The organism is Oscillatoria nigro-viridis PCC 7112 (assembly GCF_000317475.1).
In the GTDB taxonomy this organism is placed as follows: Bacteria; Cyanobacteriota; Cyanobacteriia; order Cyanobacteriales; family Microcoleaceae; genus Microcoleus; species Microcoleus nigroviridis.
On the sequence record NC_019729.1, the window covers coordinates 4,330,038 to 4,346,863 of the forward strand.

Here is a 16,826-nt window from a genome sequence, read left to right on the forward strand (position 1 = left end):
AGTCTTGTCTAACGGTATAATTCCCCCTTCCTCAAAAAAACGCCCCGATTTTTCAACAATTTGTACTCCAGCGATCGCGCCCCTGTTGTTTAGCATCGTACAAAGCTTTGTCTGCACAGGCTATCAGTGTATCTGGTTGAACTTCCAAGGTGGGTATGAGTGAGGCAATACCCAAACTGACTGTGACGATCTCCTTCACGTCAGACTCTGCATGGGAAATCGCCAGATCGTGAATTCCTTGCTGAATGTTTTGTGCCACCTGAATCCCTCCTTTTAAATCCGTATTCGCCAGAAGTACCACAAATTCTTCTCCACCGTAACGCGCTGCTAAATCGGTGGGACGACGGACTACTTTTTGTAATGTTTGCCCTATTCTAATTAAGCAATCATCCCCAGCCAGATGACCGTAGTAGTCGTTGTAGGATTTGAATTTATCAAGGTCAAATAAAATTAGAGAAAGTGGCTGCTTTTCTGGCGCTAGGCGTTGCCATTCACTTTGAAGGCGATTGTTGAAACAGCGACGGTTAGCCACCTGAGTCAAACCATCTAGATTTGCCAGTTCTTTTAATTTTTGATTGGCATCTTGGAGAGCCAATTCTATTTGTTTGCGGGCGGTAATATCACGGATAGTAACGGAAAAACCATCTCCTAGCTTGACTGCTACGAAGTGAAACCAGCAAGATTTTCCTGATTCATAGTAAAAATCCTTTTCTAAAGATTCCCCCGTCTCGACAATATTAACGAAGCAATTAAATAGTTTTGGATCGATATTAGTCAAAAACTTTTTTAGTACCAATTTGCCAATCATCTCTTCACGACTGCTTTTAAAAGCTCTAGCAATCACGGGGTTGACGACTAAACACCGAAAATCCTCAATCTCCCCTGTTTCGGGGTTGCGAACAGCCTGCATTGCGGCAATACCATCAAGGGAACTATTCAAAACACTAGCAAGTAAAGCCCTCGATTGATAAAGAACCTCTTCTGCTTCCCGGCGCTTAATGTTTTCTTGTTCCAGAAGCTGTTGCTGGCGTTGAATGGTTAACTGATTTTCCAGACGCGCCACTACTTCTTCGATTTGAAATGGTTTGGTGATGTAGTCTATAGCCCCTGAATCAAAGGCGGTTAATTTGTCGAAGACATCATCTAAAGCACTAATGAAAATTACTGGAATGTGGCTAAAATCTGCATCCGCTTTGAGAGTTCTACAGACTTGATAACCATCCATTTCCGGCATCTTAACATCTAAAAGAATCACATCTGGTCGCTTTACCTTCACCGTTTTCAGTGCCATCCGCCCACTGGTAACGCTGCGAACAGTGTAGCCGAGTTTGAGGAGCGCATCGCTTAGTAATTGTAGATTTTCTGGCAGGTCATCTACAATTAAAATATTACCTTTATTTTCTACTTGACAATCATTATTCATATTTTATCAATTTTAATTAGTTAGTTTTAAGTGCTTGTTCAGCATCCTCAATCCACAATTATTTGGCAATGGGAATTTCAACTACAAATTCGGCTCCTTTTCCGAAATCCGAGTTACAATATAAATTGCCACCATGTTGCTCTACAACAATTTTGTGACAGATAAACAGTCCTAGTCCCGTACCTTTCCCCACGGGTTTAGTAGTAAAAAATGGATCGAATAATTGTGAATGTAATTCCTCAGAGATTCCTACACCATTATCGGATATTTTAATTAATATTTGATTTTTATTCACAAAAATAGTTTTAATTTTTATTTGTCCTTGAGCGCCGATACATTGGGTGTAAATAGAATCAATAGCGTTATCCAGAAGATTCATAAATACCTGATTTAGTTGACCAGAATAACACTGAATTCTGGGCAACTGAGCATAATCTTTAATCACGATAATTTCTGGATGTTCTGCTGTGGCTTTCAGGCGATTTTGGAGGAGCATCAGCGTACTGTCGATACCTTGATGAATATCCACTCGTTTGTATTCAGCCTCATCGTGATGGGAGAAATTCCGCAAGGACAAAACTATTCGCTGAATGCGATCGGTTCCTAGCCGCATAGAATTCAGAAGTTTGAGCAAGTCTTCTTGCATAAAATCTAGGTTAATAGCCTCACTTTCTACTTTAATTTGTATCGGGGGATCGGGAAAGTGTTGTTGATATAGTTTTACCAAATACAGTAAATCTTTGAAATATTCAGTAGCAGGAATCAGATTGGCGTGAATAAAATTCACCGGATTGTTAATTTCATGGGCTACCCCTGCAACCAGATTCCCAATAGAAGACATTTTCTCACTCTGGATGAGTTGAGCTTGGGTGCGCTTTAGTTCGCGCAGAGTAAGTTCTAAATTTTTAGCTTGTTGTTGTAATTCAAATTCGGCTTGTTTGCGGGCGGTAATATCACGGATAGTAACGGAAAAACCATCTCCTAGCTTGACTGCTACGAAGTGAAACCAGCAAGATTTTCCTGATTCATAGTAAAAATCCTGTTCTAAAGATTCCCCCGTTTCGACAATATTAACGAAGCAATTAAATAGTTCTGGATCGATATTAGTCAAAAACTTTTTTAGTACCAATTTGCCAATCATCTCTTCATTCCTACTGTTAAAAGCTCTAGAAATCTGGGGGTTGACGACTAAACACCGAAAATCCTCAATCTCGCCTGTTTCGGTGTTACGAACAGCCTGCATTGCGGCAATACCATCAAGGGAACTATTCAAAACACTAGCCAGTAAAGCCCTCGATTGATAAAGAACCTCTTCTGCTTCCCGGCGCTTAATGTTTTCTTGTTCCAGAAGCTGTTGCTGGCGTTGAATGGTTAACTGATTTTCCAGACGCGCCACTACTTCTTCGATTTGAAATGGTTTGGTGATGTAGTCTATAGCCCCTGACTCAAAGGCGGTTACTTTGTCGAAGACATCATCTAAAGCACTAATGAAAATTACTGGAATCTGGCTAAAATCTGCATTCGCTTTGAGAGTTCTACAGACTTGATAACCATCCATTTCCGGCATCTTAACATCTAAAAGAATCACATCTGGTCGCTTTACCTTCACCGTTTTCAGTGCCATCCGCCCACTGGTAACGCTGCGAACAGTGTAGCCGAGTTTGAGGAGCGCATCGCTTAGTAATTGTAGATTTTCTGGCAGGTCATCTACAATTAAAATATTACCTTTATTTTCAATTTTATAATTAAGATTCATTGCCACTCCGGGGTTCTACTAAATCAAGAATCTGCTCAAACTTAAATTCACGTGCAAGTTTGGTCAATGATTTTATCAAACGAGTTTCTGTTTTGGGAATTTCTCCTACAATTTGTAACACGAGGTGAGTATTTGCCTCAAGTGCCGCTGCGTAGAGTTGACCGATCCATTCTTGAGTCATACAGGTTAAATCTGCCGATGTCAAGGGGCGTGTTTCTGTATCGTCCAAGACAGGAGATATTGTTTCTGCATAGATATATTTGACTCCCAAATGCTTGGCTAGTGCCTCAAAAATGGTGTGTTCAACGAAGGGTTTGCGAACAAAGTCATCACATCCAGCCGAAAGCACGATCGCCTTTTCTTCTTCCAACACACTCGCCGTTAACGCGATTACAGCCGTAGCATTGCCTTTAGTGGTAGATTTAATGTATTTTGTCGCTTCGTAGCCATCCATAACTGGCATCCTCATATCCATCCAGATTAGGTGCGGTTCCCATTCATCCCAAATGGCGATCGCCTCTTGTCCGTTACTGGCTTCTTTCACCTCAAATCCCAAGGGACTCAACAACTTAATTAGTAATTGTCGATTAATAGATTTATCATCGACTGTGAGAATTTTGTAGCTAAGTTGACCGGGCACCAGTCCCAGCACTCTTGAATATTCTCCCGTACTCTTGCTGTTTGTTTCTTGACCCAATTTGGTCTGAATATACAATTGGAAAGTTGTACCTTTTCCTAATTCGCTTTCTACAGAAATATCTCCACCCATCAATTGCACAAATTTCCGGCTGATTGCTAAACCTAAACCCGTTCCTTCCTCCAGATCTTTTCCAGCTTGAGCTTGACTAAAGGCATCAAATAGTTTGGGCAGTTCTGCTGCTGCAATACCTACCCCAGTATCGCGAATACGGAAATGCAAATTAAAAACATCTGTGGTTTCTTGTTCTCCCAGAAAGACATTCAAAGTTATTTGACCCTCGGAAGTAAATTTGATGGCATTGCTGAGTAAATTAATTAAAACCTGACGCAGTTTTACTTGATCGGTACAGATATAGCGCGGAACATTTTCGGTTCGCTGGAATACCAACTTCAATCCGGCATTATTAGCCCGCAGATGCAGCATATCTTCTAAATCATTCAGCAAGATATGTAGGTCAAAGTCTGTAAGATTAAGGGTGGTTTTACCTGCTTCGATTTTTGATAAATCGAGTACATTATTAATTAGCGTTAATAGATAATCACCGCTGCGATAGATAATTCCGGCATTCTCGTATTGTTCTGGGGGCATATTTGTGGCCCGTACCATCAACTGCGAAAAGCCGAGAATAGCATTGAGGGGCGATCGCAATTCGTGGCTCATATTGGCAATAAATGTACTTTTGGCTTGATTGGCTACTTCGGCTTTTTCTTTGGCAATGACTAACTCTGCTGTTCGTTCCTCTACCCGTTGTTCCAAAGTTTCAAAAGATGTTTGTAACTGTCCTGCCATATTATTAAAAGCTCGTGCCAGTTGAGCTGTTTCATCTTTTGAGTGAATCTTAACCCGGATATTTAAGTTGCCCGCAGTAAACTCAGTCACGATATTAGCGAGATAAATCAATGGCTTAGTCAGTAGTTGCCCAATGGCAACGGCGATGATTGTTACTACTCCAGCGATTAGTGTAAATAGGAATAGTGCATCACTAATTTGCTTTTCCACAGGCGCTAGAGCAACAGCTAGCGGTTGTGCGAAAAGCACAGACCAAGGTTTATATTGTAAACGAGCTATCGCGATCAAATTTGCCTGATTATTATTCTCTGTTAAGGATGCTATTAAAGATGATTGTTTGGTATCTAATGCTTGCTTGATTTTGGGTAAATTTGTAGCAGTTTCTTTAGTCAAACCCTTCGATAAACGCCCTTCGCTTTGGAGTTTAGTTGCGACATCAGACGACAGAGAAACAATGGATTTAAAAAGCAGTTTAGGTGTTATACTATGGGCCAGGTAAATATAATTTTCATCTAAAAGAATTGCTGAAAATTCTGCCCCGGCTCGCTCAGTTTGTCGAGTTACTAATTGCTGAACAACTGTGGCATTGTAGGATACCCGTAATATCCCTAATATCTTTCCCTTTGCATTGCGAACAGGACTACTAAAAAATAGTTGAATTAGATCTGGATTTTTTGGCGATCGCTTCATACTAGAGACAAAAGGTAGCTGAGTTTGCAGCGGTTCTCTCCAGTAATTTTGACTGGATTCATCTCGACCAATATCCCGTGTATTAGTATCTAAAACATTCCGTCCGTTTATATCTAGCAAAGCGTAAGAGATAATATTGAGCATATCTTTACGACTGAGACGGATTAATGTTTCTGTCGCTAACCGCTTTTCAGGACTATCCTTTCGCTGTTCGACCGTTTGGCCGAGGTAAGCAGATAAACCTGGTAAAATCGCTTCTACGCGCACGGCATTGAGATTAGCATCAATAAACGCATCTATTCTGTTAACAGTTTCCTTGGCTGCCGCAGATAGAGCTTGTCGTGCGTTGTCAGTTAGTGCCTGTTCTGTTGTCTGTTTGTTCAGATAAGCTAACAACAGTAAAGGGATGAGAGCCACCATGAGAAATGATACGATTAACTTGGTACGGATACTGTTTAAAAGTGAGTGATTCATGGGTGTACATTAGAAGAATATAAGAAAGATGAATTAAACAAAGTTTTGATATCTGGAATGCGTGTAACGTCGCCAGAGCGAATAAAAAAGTCTGTATATATCTTAGCTTTTTTGTATATAGACTGACTGCTGGCAGGATCGAAAAATTTCTTATTTTCCTCAAGATTAGTGAGGTTTATGCCCTCTAGAGATAGTGTATTGCTAGGAATATTTAATGTTTTACTAATGATAGCGTTTCCTTCCTCAACATTTGCTTCCCAGTAGGTGACGGCTTGCAGCCATGCTCGAATAAATGCACGAATATCTTCAGGACGATCGCGGATTACTTCACCGCGAAAGGCAACCACATCTAAAATCAAGCCAGGAGTTTGTTTGCTGGTAAATAGGATGTGACCTCCTAATTTTATGGCTTCAGAAAGATAGGGTTCCCAAGTGTGTCCTGCTTGGATTTCATTGCTTTTAAAGCGTTGGGGAAATTCGTAAGCGTCGAATTTAACTAGATTTACATCTTCCTTCGTTAAGTTACCAGTTTTTAACATCTCAGTGACAAAAACTTCACTAAATGCGCCTAGATTTGCGCTCACATTTTTCCCTTTCAAGTCAGCTAAGGTTTTAATTTTTGATTGTGCGACTACCACATCTGCGCCTGTGGTTTCATCTACAACCATGACAGTTTGCATATCGGGATTTGTGGCACTCAAGCTCATAAAACCTCCCAAGGCAAATCCACCACCATCATACTTCCCGGCACTGAAATCTGCTTGTTGCAATTGGCTGTAATTTATATAAATTATTTCCACGTCTACTCCTTGCGCTTTGAAAAATCCTTTTTTTTGGGCAATAATAACTGGATTATAGCCAACAAAAATGGTAAATCCTACTTTCAAGGGAGGGCGTTTTAATTCGGTTTGTCTTGGAGCATGGCAAGCAAATAGCAGACAGGAGATAATGAGAAAAATACTAACGTATCTGAGTAGTTTAGACATTGTTGATCGGGGGTTCTACTAAATCAAGAATCTGCTCAAACTTAAATTCACGTGCAAGTTTGGTCAATGATTTTATCAAACGAGTTTCTGTTTTGGGAATTTCTCCTACGACTTGTAACACGAGGTGAGTATTTGCCTCAAGTGCTGCTGCGTAGAGTTGACCGATCCATTCTTGAGTCATACAGGTTAAATCTGCCGATGTCAAGGGGCGTGTTTCTGTATCGTCCAAGACAGGAGATATTGTTTCTGCATAGATATATTTGACTCCCAAATGCTTGGCTACTGCCTCAAAAATGGTGTGTTCAACGAAGGGTTTGCGAACAAAGTCATCACATCCAGCCGAAAGCACGATCGCCTTTTCTTCTTCCAACACACTCGCCGTTAACGCGATTACAGCCGTAGCATTGCCTTTAGTGGTAGATTTAATGTATTTTGTCGCTTCGCAGCCATCACAGACATCCCGATCTCCATCCCATCTTTCGGCAGCTAAATAGATCCAGTTAAAACAACGTAAAATATAGTCGTGGATGCAGAAACCGGGTTTTCCATCGGCAGTCTGCGCCGCAGGATTTACGTCGGTTAAGTGCAACCAACTTGCAGCAAGTGCCGATAAAATTGAGACTAAAAGAGTAATTCGATTTTAGATTTTAGATGCAAGGATTTTGGATTGACTTGCGCGAGACAAATTCGGGGGATTGAGGATTTTAGATTTTAGATGCTTTCGATTGATTCCACGGATCGATCGCGTGGCGGGTACCACCTTTGAAATTCTCGGTCATGAGTTTAGATATTTAATATCAATTTCGATCGGATATTGCTACACAATTAAATTTTCTACCAATTATTCAAATTCGCCGATCCGGCTAGGGAAAGGGCAATACCGTTTCCTTACAGACGATCGCATAAAATATACAGCAGATTCTACGTTTATAAAGTACACCCGCCTATCGTTCGATTCCCGTAGGGACACGGCACAGCCGTGTTCCTACTTCATAAACACACCAGCCACAGGGGAATTCGGCACAAAAACACTGGAAAATCGGAGCATAACATATCTGTCAAACACTTCTTGCATTGCCAATAACGGTTGGCGATTCGGCATCAGATGGTTATTTTTCAACCCCGCGCTGCTACTTGGAGGTTGTAGCAAATCGCGAGTACCAATTTGCAATATCACAGCATCGCTTCCAAAAGTGCGAAACTTGCAAATATATCCCAATTGATTGCCAATTCCCCAAAAGCCCGCAGCAGCATTCAGCACCTGAACCTGCTTTTTGAGGCCCAACCAACGCGCTGCCAACAATTCTGTAATAGTTTGTATCCGATCCGTGGTATTATTCCCATCGAGTACCGAATCTCCTGCCATCAAAATTCTGACAGTAGCTTCAGGCTTGGCTGAATCGATTTGTTCAGACCGTTGAGAAAACTGATTGTACTGAAGTCTATTGCCAAAGCGATATACAGGTTGATTTGGTGCAAATATCTAGTCAGCATCAGTATCAGCTTGCAACAAAGCAAGATTTCCCAATCCCAGCCAGCGCAGCGCAATTTTTATCGCACTCAAAGAGGCGATCGCACAACTGGGAATCCCATACTTAGCTTTCAAAAATTTACCTGTAATTTGTAAACTGCAAAGCCACCGGATAATCTTCTTGCTTCAAGCGTTGAATCACCAACTGCAAATCATCTTTATCTTTAGCAGAAACCCGCACGGCATCGCCTTGAATCGAACCTTGAATTTTTTTGAATTCATCGCGGATTAACTTAGTAATCTGTTTCGCGATTTCTTGAGTGAGCCCTTTTTTAAGTTTAATTTCTTGACGCACGCGACTGCCGCTAGCCGGTTCAATTTTGCCGTAATCAAAAATTTTCAAAGATAAATTCCGCTTGGCGGCTTTAGTTTGCAAAACAGTGTGAATTGCATCGAGAGTAAATTCGCTGTCCGTATTGACAGTAATTGATTCTGCACCCAATTCCACCGTAGTTTTGGTATCTTTCAAATCGTACCGGCTTTGAATTTCCCGCACAGTTTGGTCAACAGCGTTAACTAATTCTTGCCGGTCGAACTCGCTGACAACATCAAAGGAATAACTAGCAGCCATAAGGTAGTAATTGGTAATTGGTAGTTGGTAGTTATAATTAGTCATTAATTAAGCGTCTCTTAACTAATGACTAATGACTAATGACCAGTGACTAATAACAATTAGCCATTAACAGCCATTAAACTGAAATAGAATAAAGAAACAGTGCAAGAAGAACTAATCGCAAACATGAGCGATCGCCCCAGCGGCACATTCAGAATATAGAAAACCGAAAACAACAACCGGGCGATCGTAAAAGCAATCGCAGCCCAGCCCGCCGCCTCTGAATCTACCCCCGTCACAAAAGCCATCAAAGCCGCCGCTGAAAACAGCATAAACGTCTCAAACGAATTTTGGTGAGCCCAAGTTGCCCGCTGAGCGTAAGCAGGCAACCTATCAAACATAGCGCGAGGGGCTGCTTGGTCGTAGCCTAGCTGCAAGCGGGCGAACGCAACCACCAAAAACGGTGCGTAAACCAGCGCAGCAGCAGCAGCAATACAATCAAGCAGAATAACCGACACAGGCAATCCCAACAGCATCATCCTCCTCGCAGTTCAATCAAAATAGAACAGAGTAACCACCTTGCGCTGTTCCTCCGCATCCTGGCAAGTTTTCAGTAAAGTGTGGCTTTCGTGAAAAGCAAAACAGATCAGTTGCTGGCAGCGAGAAATAATCTCCTGATTGCACATGGCGCTTGCTTCCGGGAGAGACAAACTGTCATTTTTGGGATTTTCTACCAAATGTATCACTTGTTCGAGTTGGTCGCGAGACTCCCGGGGCTGGCGGCTCATGCTTTGCGGCAAAATCACCGTCAGCAGATTAGGATCTGCTCGCATTGCCCCCCGAATTGCGGCTGAATTGGTGCCTGTAGCACCAGAAGTGATGAGCTGATTGCCTCCCAGAACTATGGCGTAGCTCAGCATCTCAATTAGCTGCTGGTGGGTAATAGGAACGTGGCGAGAACCCAAAAGAGCAATCCGCTTGGAGCTGGTTTGCTGGATCGCCGCAAGTTCTTGTAAAAAATCATCTACTCTGGGTAGCTCAATTGATTGACTCAAAGAATTTATTAAATTAAATAAAACTACGTTGTGGATTTTAGCAGACTCACTAGCAATTGCCGCCAAAAAGAAGTTAAGAATTGCTGATTTACGGATCGGACTAGAGGATCGGGAGATTTGAGGAAGCCAGAAGGCAGAATGTCTGAAGACATTCGCCAGCCGGAGTTCAAGGTAGAATTCAAGAAAAATTGAGAATTTAAGAATTTTGGCTTTTTATTTATTTAAACAAAAAGTTTTCTCTGCCGAATACCTTCTTCCCTCAGCTCCGGCTCTCTTCTTAATGGACTCGATCGCTCAGCCCCAAGGATGCCATCATGCCATCAAGGTCAAAATGTTCTGCCATTAGCTGAGTAACGCATTCCACCTTGATCGGTTCGTGCAGGCGCACGTTGCCAAAGGTGCTGTCGATAATCTCTACCGTGGTTAAGGTATCCAAATCAACCGACAAAACCGGAATTTCCATTTCTTCTGCCCTGCCAATTACTAGGGGAGAAGGAGGCAAGTGGCCTGTCAAAATCAAGCACTGAGTCGAGCTCTCCAGAGCCGCTAGCTGAATGTCCGTGCGATCGCCCCCCGTCACCACCGCCATATTTCTCGCTTTGCGGAAATACTTCAGAGCAGAACTAACATTCATCGCGCCAATTGTCAAGGTTTCCACCATCAAGTCCAAACGGTCTCGACGGCAGAGCACATCAGCTTTCAATTGGTGCACCAATTCTTTGACGCTGACACTCCGCAGCAAAGCACTTCTCGGCAGCATTCCCAAAACAGGAATACCCGCAGCCTCCAGAAAAGGCCGCACAGTCGCCGTTACCGATTCGAGTTTGCCCGAGGGAACGTCGTTGAGTACCACGCCAGCCAAGCGCGAACCCAAACGCTGTTTAGCCGACAGCAAATCGTCTATATACAGGTCGATCGGGCGGGCTACCAACAGCACAGAAGCATCAACTGCCTCAGCGATTTGAGCCAAAGACAAGTCAAACAGACTGCCTTCCTCCAAATTAGCTGGGCCTTCTAACAGCACCAAGTCTCCGCTGGGATCTTGCAAATATTGCGCTAAAGACTGGCGGTAATCTGTCTTGTCTTCTCCCCGCAAACGCTTGTGAACCGTCTCTTCATCCAAATACAGCAGTGTTGACGGCATCTGACTTTCTGAGAGCTTCAGCGTCTCTACCGCGAACCGCACGTCTTCGTCCTCGATCCCAGCTCCTGGCGAGCTGAAACAGGTTCCCAGAGGTTTGCCGTAGGCGACGGCCAGTCCTTTTCCCCGGAGTCCGAGTGCCATCCCCAGGGCGATGGCAGACTTGCCGCTGTAAGCTTTTGTGGAACCGATCAGCAAATATTTAGTCAATTTGGGTACGCCTTCAATCCTCAATTTGCACCTGTCTATTTCAATAAATTTAGTTTTTTCTACAGTATTTCTGAACTGCGACTCAATTTGGCAATATTATTATACTCGATTTTGTCGCTTTTGGGCAGATTGTTTTTTTGAGAAAAATTTTTATTAACCTGTTCGCAATCGTTTTCTTCCCATTTTTTTTTACTTAATTTTGGAAAAGCAGTTTTTAAATTGTTTGTTTTCCCAGCAGTTTTTGATACTTATTTGTCGCCCGGTATTCCTTGAAAAACCGATTTAAATTATAAATTTTTAGCCGTTTTTGTTCCCGATTTTATATATTAATACCGACTTGTATAAAATAAAAATAACAGCGTATAAGTGGGTGATTTGACTGTGAAACACCTATTAATAGGCCTTGGTGCAGTTTTTGTTTGGTATATAGCAATTCTACTCAATCATTTGTGAAGTTATTACCCCCTCCCTGCGGGTTCGGGGAGGGTTGGGGGCGGGATTTTCACGACTAATTTAAAATTGCTATAATACAGGTATGTTGTAGGAATAAATCCCGGTGTTTGCCTCATCATTTTTGCATATAATTGAAAATCGATAAGCTGTCGCGCATTTAAATTGTATATTCTCCGCGGGCTCATAGGCCCACCCCACAAGACGGAGAATTGTTTTTTAACAGACAATTTAAATGTAGAACAGCTTATGTATTATTAGTTATTAATTATTAGTGCGATCGCCCGCATTCAAACGGGAGCATCTCATATTTGTAAAAACACTGATTCTGGCTCCTGACTTCTGACTTCTGACTCTTTTCTCCTGGCTTCTGACTCCTGACTCCTAACTCCTATTTCTAGCGGAGGGCTGCTTTCATTGAGATGCTCCCCATTCAAACCGATCTCGGTGGCACTGCGATCGATAAGCTGCTTAGAATCGGGCTTCTAGCTTCTAAACACATAAATTTTCTGGCGGCGTGGGCTGGCATTTCGGCAGCCCAAAGGCTGATTGCGATGCTAGCCCGATCGCAGTTCAAGGGCTGTAGATTGATTTTCCTTGGGCGGATCTACAGCCCTTTCCTCTCAGCTACCGAGTCGCAAAATTTGAACGCAATCGGACGGCGCGATTCGCCTAACGGCGATAGCTTCGCACGCGCGTAATCGCACAGCACGAATGTCCTAAATAGGCTTTTGGACTTGTTCCACAACAAAGTACAGCAGTTGTCAATTGGATGAAATACAGGTAGGGACTCAGGCAAAGCCTGAGTCCCTAGGCAAAATCTGTATCACGCTCAACAGAAAACTGCTGTAGATTGACTTTAGCAATGGGGATAAGTGCTGACCCCCAAAGGGATTATTGAGAATAATCTAAGAACTCACTTATTCTTTCCGCTTCTCCAATAGAACGGGGGCACCAATCATGTAATGTTGCCGTCATGGCTTTACACTATCGGTGCTGCAGTTATAGCGCCCGTCAATCGATTTTAGATTTTAGATTTTAGATTTTAGATTTTAGGTTGAAGAAAGCAACCCCACTGATAAATCCGGGGCTGGCGATCGGGAGCGAGGAGCTTTTTTCTCGCTCCACCCATCAATCCGGGGGCCCCGGATGAAATTGCTTGATTGTCAATTGCGGACTTTCGGGAGTGCGGCTGCGGTGAAAGTTATTCATCCATTCGCATCAGCTTGCGGTAAAACGTTTTAGAAAAATCGACGGTACGAGTTCGCTGAAAAGTCAGGAGAACCTCAATTAAGCAACTAACAAACTCAGAGCTTTGCATAGTCACTTCGTAGCTGAGTTCAGCATTGCCGTCAAACAACACCCGACAGCGGGTTAAGTCGATCGGCAGCGACGAGATATTCCAACTAGCGACAAACGGCACGCTCTCCCCGCCGTCAATTTTTCTTGCCCCCTCCAAGCTTTTGAGCTTGTACAGGCCAATAGCGTGCGGTAAAAACTTGCGCCTGGGCTCTTGACAGAAAGGCGCGTAGACTTTCACTTCTTTGTCATCGGCTGGCTTGAGTTGAGGAATAGACATATTTCCACCTCAGACAATTATTGCTAACAGATAGTTTAGATCCCCTGAAAAAACTAGCAGATATTCCAGGTCGATCGCAAGCAAAAGTCAGTCGATTTTAGATTTTAGATTTTAGATTTTAGATTGACAGCAAAAAAGATGAATCTGCCAGCAAGAAGGGGAGTAGAAAATTTGGGGTGGCGAACAACTGAAGTCTGGAGGCTTGTATCCATTTGCGGGTAAAGCCAAATACTTTATGCAGTGTCCGTTTACCGGGGCCGTACAAGCACCGAACCCGCTGGTTGTCCTCCAGTCCGCTTTCGACAAAAGCCCAGAAACTGATACAGTAGATGCTTATATCTAAAATCAAAAACTATTGGTGGTTGAATCAAGTAACCTATGCAGGAGAGTTCTTGGCCAGAAAACGACGCTCGCAGCGAGCTTAACTTGGACATCTCTGATTTAGCTCAAGAAGAGCTCAAGAGTTTGACCTCGAACTCGAAGCTCAGCAAAGTATTTGCTATACCAGACATTGGCGACAGGGTGTTTGACGCGGAAACAAAAGCAGAGCTCCCGGTTGCGGTGTCTGTGCCGGGAACTTCCTCTTTTCCTCAAAATCTGTACCGGGGACGCCGGGGAAAAGCCGCCGCAGTGCTGACTGCGATTTGGGCAGGCACGATCGCCCTGCACTTGATTTCTTGGGGCGCGTGGGTAGTGTGGGGGTTGACGGGACTGCTGTGGATGCAAGCATTGCGAGTTTTGTTTGCGGAACCCAAGCCCGCACTGCCGCCTCTTGCCGATGAAAGTCGAGAGGATTGGCCTTATGTGTCGCTGCTGGTGGCAGCGAAAAATGAGGAAGCGGTGATTGCCCGATTCGTAGAATCCATCTGCAATGTAGATTATCCGATCGACCGCTACGAAGTTTGGGCGATCGACGATCACAGCAGCGACGCCACGCCGATTGTATTGGAACAGCTAACCAAAAAGTACCCCCAGCTCAAAATATTTCGCAGAGGAGCAAATGCCAGCGGCGGCAAGTCGGGAGCACTGAATCAAGTGTTGCCTCTGACTCGCGGGGAATTTGTCGGAATATTTGACGCCGACGCGACGGTAACGCCGGATTTGCTGCGCCGGGTGCTGCCAGTGTTCCAGGGAGAAAAAGTAGGCGCTGTGCAAGTCAGAAAAGCCATCGCCAATGCTTCGGTAAATTTTTGGACTCGCGGCCAAGAAGCAGAAATGGCTCTCGACAGTTTTTTCCAGCAGCAGCGGATTGCGATCGGCGGCATTGGAGAATTGCGCGGTAACGGCCAATTCATGCGCCGCACCGCCTTGGAAAGCTGCGGAGGCTGGAACGAGGAGACGATTACCGACGACCTGGATTTGACTGTCAGGCTGCACCTAGACCGATGGGACATTGAATTTCTCGCTTTCCCAGCCGTGTCAGAAGAAGGAGTCACTAACGCTCGCGCTCTGTGGCATCAGCGCAATCGCTGGGCAGAAGGTGGCTATCAGCGTTATCTTGACTACTGGCGGCTAATTTTGCGGAACCGCATGGGAACTGGGAAAACGTGGGATTTATTTGGATTTTGGGTATCTCAATATTTCTTGCCCACAGTAGCCCTACCCGACTTTGTGATGTCAATTGCGCTGCGCCGGATGCCGATCGCCAGTCCCATAACTTTTATGACCCTTACATTGTCGGTGGTGGGAATGTTTGTCGGTTTGCGCCGCACTCGCAAAGAGACCAAATTTGACCTGAAAAGAGTTTTTGTCACCTTGCTGCAAACGCTGCGGGGTACTGTGTATATGTTCCACTGGCTGCTGGTAGGGACTGTGACGGCTCGGATTGCGGTACGGCCCAAGCGGCTCAAATGGGTCAAAACCGTCCATCAAGGCGCTGTTAATAGCATCAAGTAAACAATTCGCAGAAAGATCTCGGCACAGTATCGCCGAACGTCCGAAGATTTTCTGAGGCAAAAAAACACCAACGCTCGCCAAATATCTCCCCGCCAGAGCCGACAGTAAAATTTGGCAATTCCGAGAAAAAAACACTTTGAAACAGCTTAGGTAATAGGTAATCGGCGAGCGGTAATAGCGAATAAGTAATCGGCAATACAAAAGTCTAAAATTAAAAGATAAAAGCGAGAATTTTTAACTTTTAACTTGACAAAAAACCAATTACTATCTATTAATTATGAATTGCCAATTAGGACGAATTGCTTGTTGCCAACTACCCGTCACCCGTAATTGATAATGGATTTGTTAGAGTACCAAGCTAAATCTTTATTTCGCCAGATGGCAATTCCGATTTTGCCGTCGCAGCGGATTGACAATCCCGCCGACCTCAAAGGACTGAAAATTCCTTACCCCGTTGTACTCAAATCGCAAGTGCGGGCTGGGGGACGGGGCAGGGCGGGCGGTATCAAGTTTGTGGAAAATACGATCGATGCAGTAGCAGCCGCTCAAACAATTTTTAATTTGCCGATCGAGGAGGAATATCCCCAAGTCCTGCTGGCAGAAGCAAAGTACAACGCCGACCAAGAATTGTACTTAGCGGTACTCCTAGACCCCGTAGCGCGCCGCCCGGTGCTTCTGGGTTCGAGACAAGGAGGTATGGATGTCGAAGGGTCGATCGAGCAAATGCAGCAAGTTGCCGTAGATCAAGAATTTTCCCCATTCTACGCGAGGCGTCTCACGCTGAAAATGGGATTGCAGGGAGACTTGATTCAATCGGTGAGCACCATTGTCGAAAAAATGTACCGGCTGTTTGTCGAAAAAGATTTAGATTTAGTAGAAATCAATCCTCTCGGCATCAGTCCGACGGGAGAGGTAATGGCTTTAGACGGTAAAGTCACCGCCAACGACGATGCCTTGGGGCGGCATCCAGATTTGGCCGCACTATCGGGGAAGAGGCAAAGCAGCGGGTTGGCACGGGAAAGAAGAAGTCCCTATGCCTCTGGCGATCGCCCCCATTCCCAGTCCAAGGTTCAGCAGTCGCCGGAGTTTGACCCCAAATCTAAATCCCCAATCTCGAATTCCGAATCCCTGCAATTAATAGAACTAGACGGGACTATCGCGATTTTGTGCAACGGAGTGGGGCTGACAATGGCAACTCTAGATGCTGTAACTCACCAAGGAGGAAAACCAGCTAATTTTGTGAATATTGGTTCCCTAGACCGCTACTATGCAGCAAATGCCCTGCGCGATCGCGTGGATTTGGGTCTGGAGTTAGTCGCTCAGGATAAAAGCGTTAAGGTGATACTTGTAAATATTTTGGGCAGCGCCTCCAAGACGGAGGAAATAATCGCTGCAGTAGCCGGCTATTTGGAACGGAAAGCTCGCGCTAACCGCCACATCCAGGTTGTGCTGAGGCTGGTAGAGCTCGATGCTGATGCTGTTAAAAAGCGTTTGGGACAGTTGCCGGTGCAGCTAGCTAGCACTTTGGATGAGGCCGCGGCCGCTTCTGTATCCTCCGCCAAGTAGCGGCAGTCGATCGGCAAAAAACGAGAT

The 16,826-nt window shown here is 44.3% G+C and carries 16 protein-coding genes; 4 read left to right on the plus strand and 12 right to left on the minus strand.

The window, feature by feature from the left end; all coding sequences use genetic code 11:
- Positions 1 to 52: 52 nt before the first annotated feature.
- The 11 genes from OSC7112_RS18210 to OSC7112_RS18255 all read right to left on the minus strand — a co-directional run bounded on the left by OSC7112_RS18210 (position 53) and on the right by OSC7112_RS18255 (position 11,332).
- The gene (locus OSC7112_RS18210; RefSeq protein WP_015177278.1) at positions 53 to 1,423 is read right to left on the minus strand and encodes a diguanylate cyclase domain-containing protein; all 1,371 of its coding nucleotides are present in this window, start codon (positions 1,421 to 1,423) and stop codon (positions 53 to 55) included.
- Between the two features lie 58 nt (positions 1,424 to 1,481).
- Entirely contained in the window at positions 1,482 to 3,179 is a 1,698-nt protein-coding gene (locus OSC7112_RS39890; protein ID WP_015177279.1) for a response regulator, read from the minus strand.
- Positions 3,169 to 5,832, minus strand: coding sequence for a hybrid sensor histidine kinase/response regulator (locus OSC7112_RS18220; protein WP_015177280.1), 2,664 nt, complete (start codon positions 5,830 to 5,832; stop codon positions 3,169 to 3,171). Before OSC7112_RS18220 ends, OSC7112_RS39890 begins: the two co-directional genes overlap by 11 nt.
- A complete protein-coding gene (locus tag OSC7112_RS18225; RefSeq protein ID WP_015177281.1) occupies positions 5,829 to 6,818 on the minus strand; it encodes an ABC transporter substrate-binding protein in 990 nt (329 codons plus the stop codon). Before OSC7112_RS18225 ends, OSC7112_RS18220 begins: the two co-directional genes overlap by 4 nt.
- Positions 6,811 to 7,407 (minus strand): response regulator, encoded by a 597-nt coding sequence (locus OSC7112_RS18230; RefSeq protein ID WP_041622607.1) that lies wholly within the window; start codon positions 7,405 to 7,407, stop codon positions 6,811 to 6,813. The genes OSC7112_RS18225 and OSC7112_RS18230 overlap by 8 nt, the downstream gene beginning before the upstream one ends.
- 396 nt (positions 7,408 to 7,803) lie before the next feature.
- Entirely contained in the window at positions 7,804 to 8,184 is a 381-nt protein-coding gene (locus OSC7112_RS34600; RefSeq protein ID WP_051041524.1) for a hypothetical protein, read from the minus strand.
- Between the two features lie 117 nt (positions 8,185 to 8,301).
- The gene (locus tag OSC7112_RS41825; protein ID WP_263053531.1) at positions 8,302 to 8,424 is read right to left on the minus strand and encodes a hypothetical protein; all 123 of its coding nucleotides are present in this window, start codon (positions 8,422 to 8,424) and stop codon (positions 8,302 to 8,304) included.
- Positions 8,425 to 8,428: 4 nt separating this feature from the next.
- Positions 8,429 to 8,920, minus strand: a complete 492-nt coding sequence (locus OSC7112_RS18240) for a YajQ family cyclic di-GMP-binding protein (RefSeq protein WP_041623247.1) — start codon at positions 8,918 to 8,920, stop codon at positions 8,429 to 8,431.
- 101 nt (positions 8,921 to 9,021) lie between these two features.
- Positions 9,022 to 9,438, minus strand: a complete 417-nt coding sequence (locus tag OSC7112_RS18245) for an MAPEG family protein (RefSeq protein WP_015177283.1) — start codon at positions 9,436 to 9,438, stop codon at positions 9,022 to 9,024.
- Positions 9,439 to 9,453: 15 nt separating this feature from the next.
- Entirely contained in the window at positions 9,454 to 9,957 is a 504-nt protein-coding gene (locus OSC7112_RS18250) for a hypothetical protein (protein WP_039887610.1), read from the minus strand.
- Positions 9,958 to 10,234: 277 nt separating this feature from the next.
- Positions 10,235 to 11,332: a phosphotransacetylase family protein gene (locus OSC7112_RS18255; protein WP_015177285.1), complete on the minus strand. Its 1,098-nt coding sequence runs from the start codon at positions 11,330 to 11,332 to the stop codon at positions 10,235 to 10,237.
- Between the two features lie 848 nt (positions 11,333 to 12,180).
- Between OSC7112_RS18255 and OSC7112_RS39895 the strand changes: the two genes are divergently transcribed.
- Positions 12,181 to 12,459 (plus strand): hypothetical protein, encoded by a 279-nt coding sequence (locus OSC7112_RS39895; protein ID WP_041622608.1) that lies wholly within the window; start codon positions 12,181 to 12,183, stop codon positions 12,457 to 12,459.
- A gap of 503 nt (positions 12,460 to 12,962) precedes the next feature.
- On the opposite strand, the gene ebsA is transcribed toward OSC7112_RS39895, so the two are convergent.
- Positions 12,963 to 13,337: a type IV pilus biogenesis protein EbsA gene (gene ebsA / locus OSC7112_RS18265; RefSeq protein ID WP_006634686.1), complete on the minus strand. Its 375-nt coding sequence runs from the start codon at positions 13,335 to 13,337 to the stop codon at positions 12,963 to 12,965.
- Positions 13,338 to 13,539: 202 nt separating this feature from the next.
- Between ebsA and OSC7112_RS39900 the strand changes: the two genes are divergently transcribed.
- The 3 genes from OSC7112_RS39900 (at position 13,540) to OSC7112_RS18280 (ending at position 16,799) form a co-directional block, all read left to right on the plus strand.
- Positions 13,540 to 13,680 (plus strand): hypothetical protein, encoded by a 141-nt coding sequence (locus OSC7112_RS39900; protein ID WP_190274231.1) that lies wholly within the window; start codon positions 13,540 to 13,542, stop codon positions 13,678 to 13,680.
- Between the two features lie 35 nt (positions 13,681 to 13,715).
- The gene (locus OSC7112_RS18270) at positions 13,716 to 15,233 is read left to right on the plus strand and encodes a glycosyltransferase family 2 protein (protein WP_015177287.1); all 1,518 of its coding nucleotides are present in this window, start codon (positions 13,716 to 13,718) and stop codon (positions 15,231 to 15,233) included.
- Between the two features lie 336 nt (positions 15,234 to 15,569).
- On the plus strand, positions 15,570 to 16,799 hold the full coding sequence (locus OSC7112_RS18280; RefSeq protein ID WP_015177288.1) for an ATP-grasp domain-containing protein: 1,230 nt from the start codon (positions 15,570 to 15,572) through the stop codon (positions 16,797 to 16,799).
- The last annotated feature ends 27 nt before the right edge of the window (positions 16,800 to 16,826 follow it).

Coding starts and splice junctions, on each gene's coding strand:
- OSC7112_RS18210 (WP_015177278.1), bottom strand. CDS start 1,423: ATGAATAATGATTGTCAAGTAGAAAATAAAGGTAATATTTTAATTGTA.
- OSC7112_RS39890 (WP_015177279.1), bottom strand. CDS start 3,179: ATGAATCTTAATTATAAAATTGAAAATAAAGGTAATATTTTAATTGTA.
- OSC7112_RS18220 (WP_015177280.1), bottom strand. CDS start 5,832: ATGAATCACTCACTTTTAAACAGTATCCGTACCAAGTTAATCGTATCA.
- OSC7112_RS18225 (WP_015177281.1), bottom strand. CDS start 6,818: ATGTCTAAACTACTCAGATACGTTAGTATTTTTCTCATTATCTCCTGT.
- OSC7112_RS34600 (WP_051041524.1), bottom strand. CDS start 8,184: ATGGCAGGAGATTCGGTACTCGATGGGAATAATACCACGGATCGGATA.
- OSC7112_RS18240 (WP_041623247.1), bottom strand. CDS start 8,920: ATGGCTGCTAGTTATTCCTTTGATGTTGTCAGCGAGTTCGACCGGCAA.
- OSC7112_RS18245 (WP_015177283.1), bottom strand. CDS start 9,438: ATGCTGTTGGGATTGCCTGTGTCGGTTATTCTGCTTGATTGTATTGCT.
- OSC7112_RS39895 (WP_041622608.1), top strand. CDS start 12,181: ATGCTCCCCATTCAAACCGATCTCGGTGGCACTGCGATCGATAAGCTG.
- ebsA (WP_006634686.1), bottom strand. CDS start 13,337: ATGTCTATTCCTCAACTCAAGCCAGCCGATGACAAAGAAGTGAAAGTC.
- OSC7112_RS18270 (WP_015177287.1), top strand. CDS start 13,716: ATGCAGGAGAGTTCTTGGCCAGAAAACGACGCTCGCAGCGAGCTTAAC.
- OSC7112_RS18280 (WP_015177288.1), top strand. CDS start 15,570: ATGGATTTGTTAGAGTACCAAGCTAAATCTTTATTTCGCCAGATGGCA.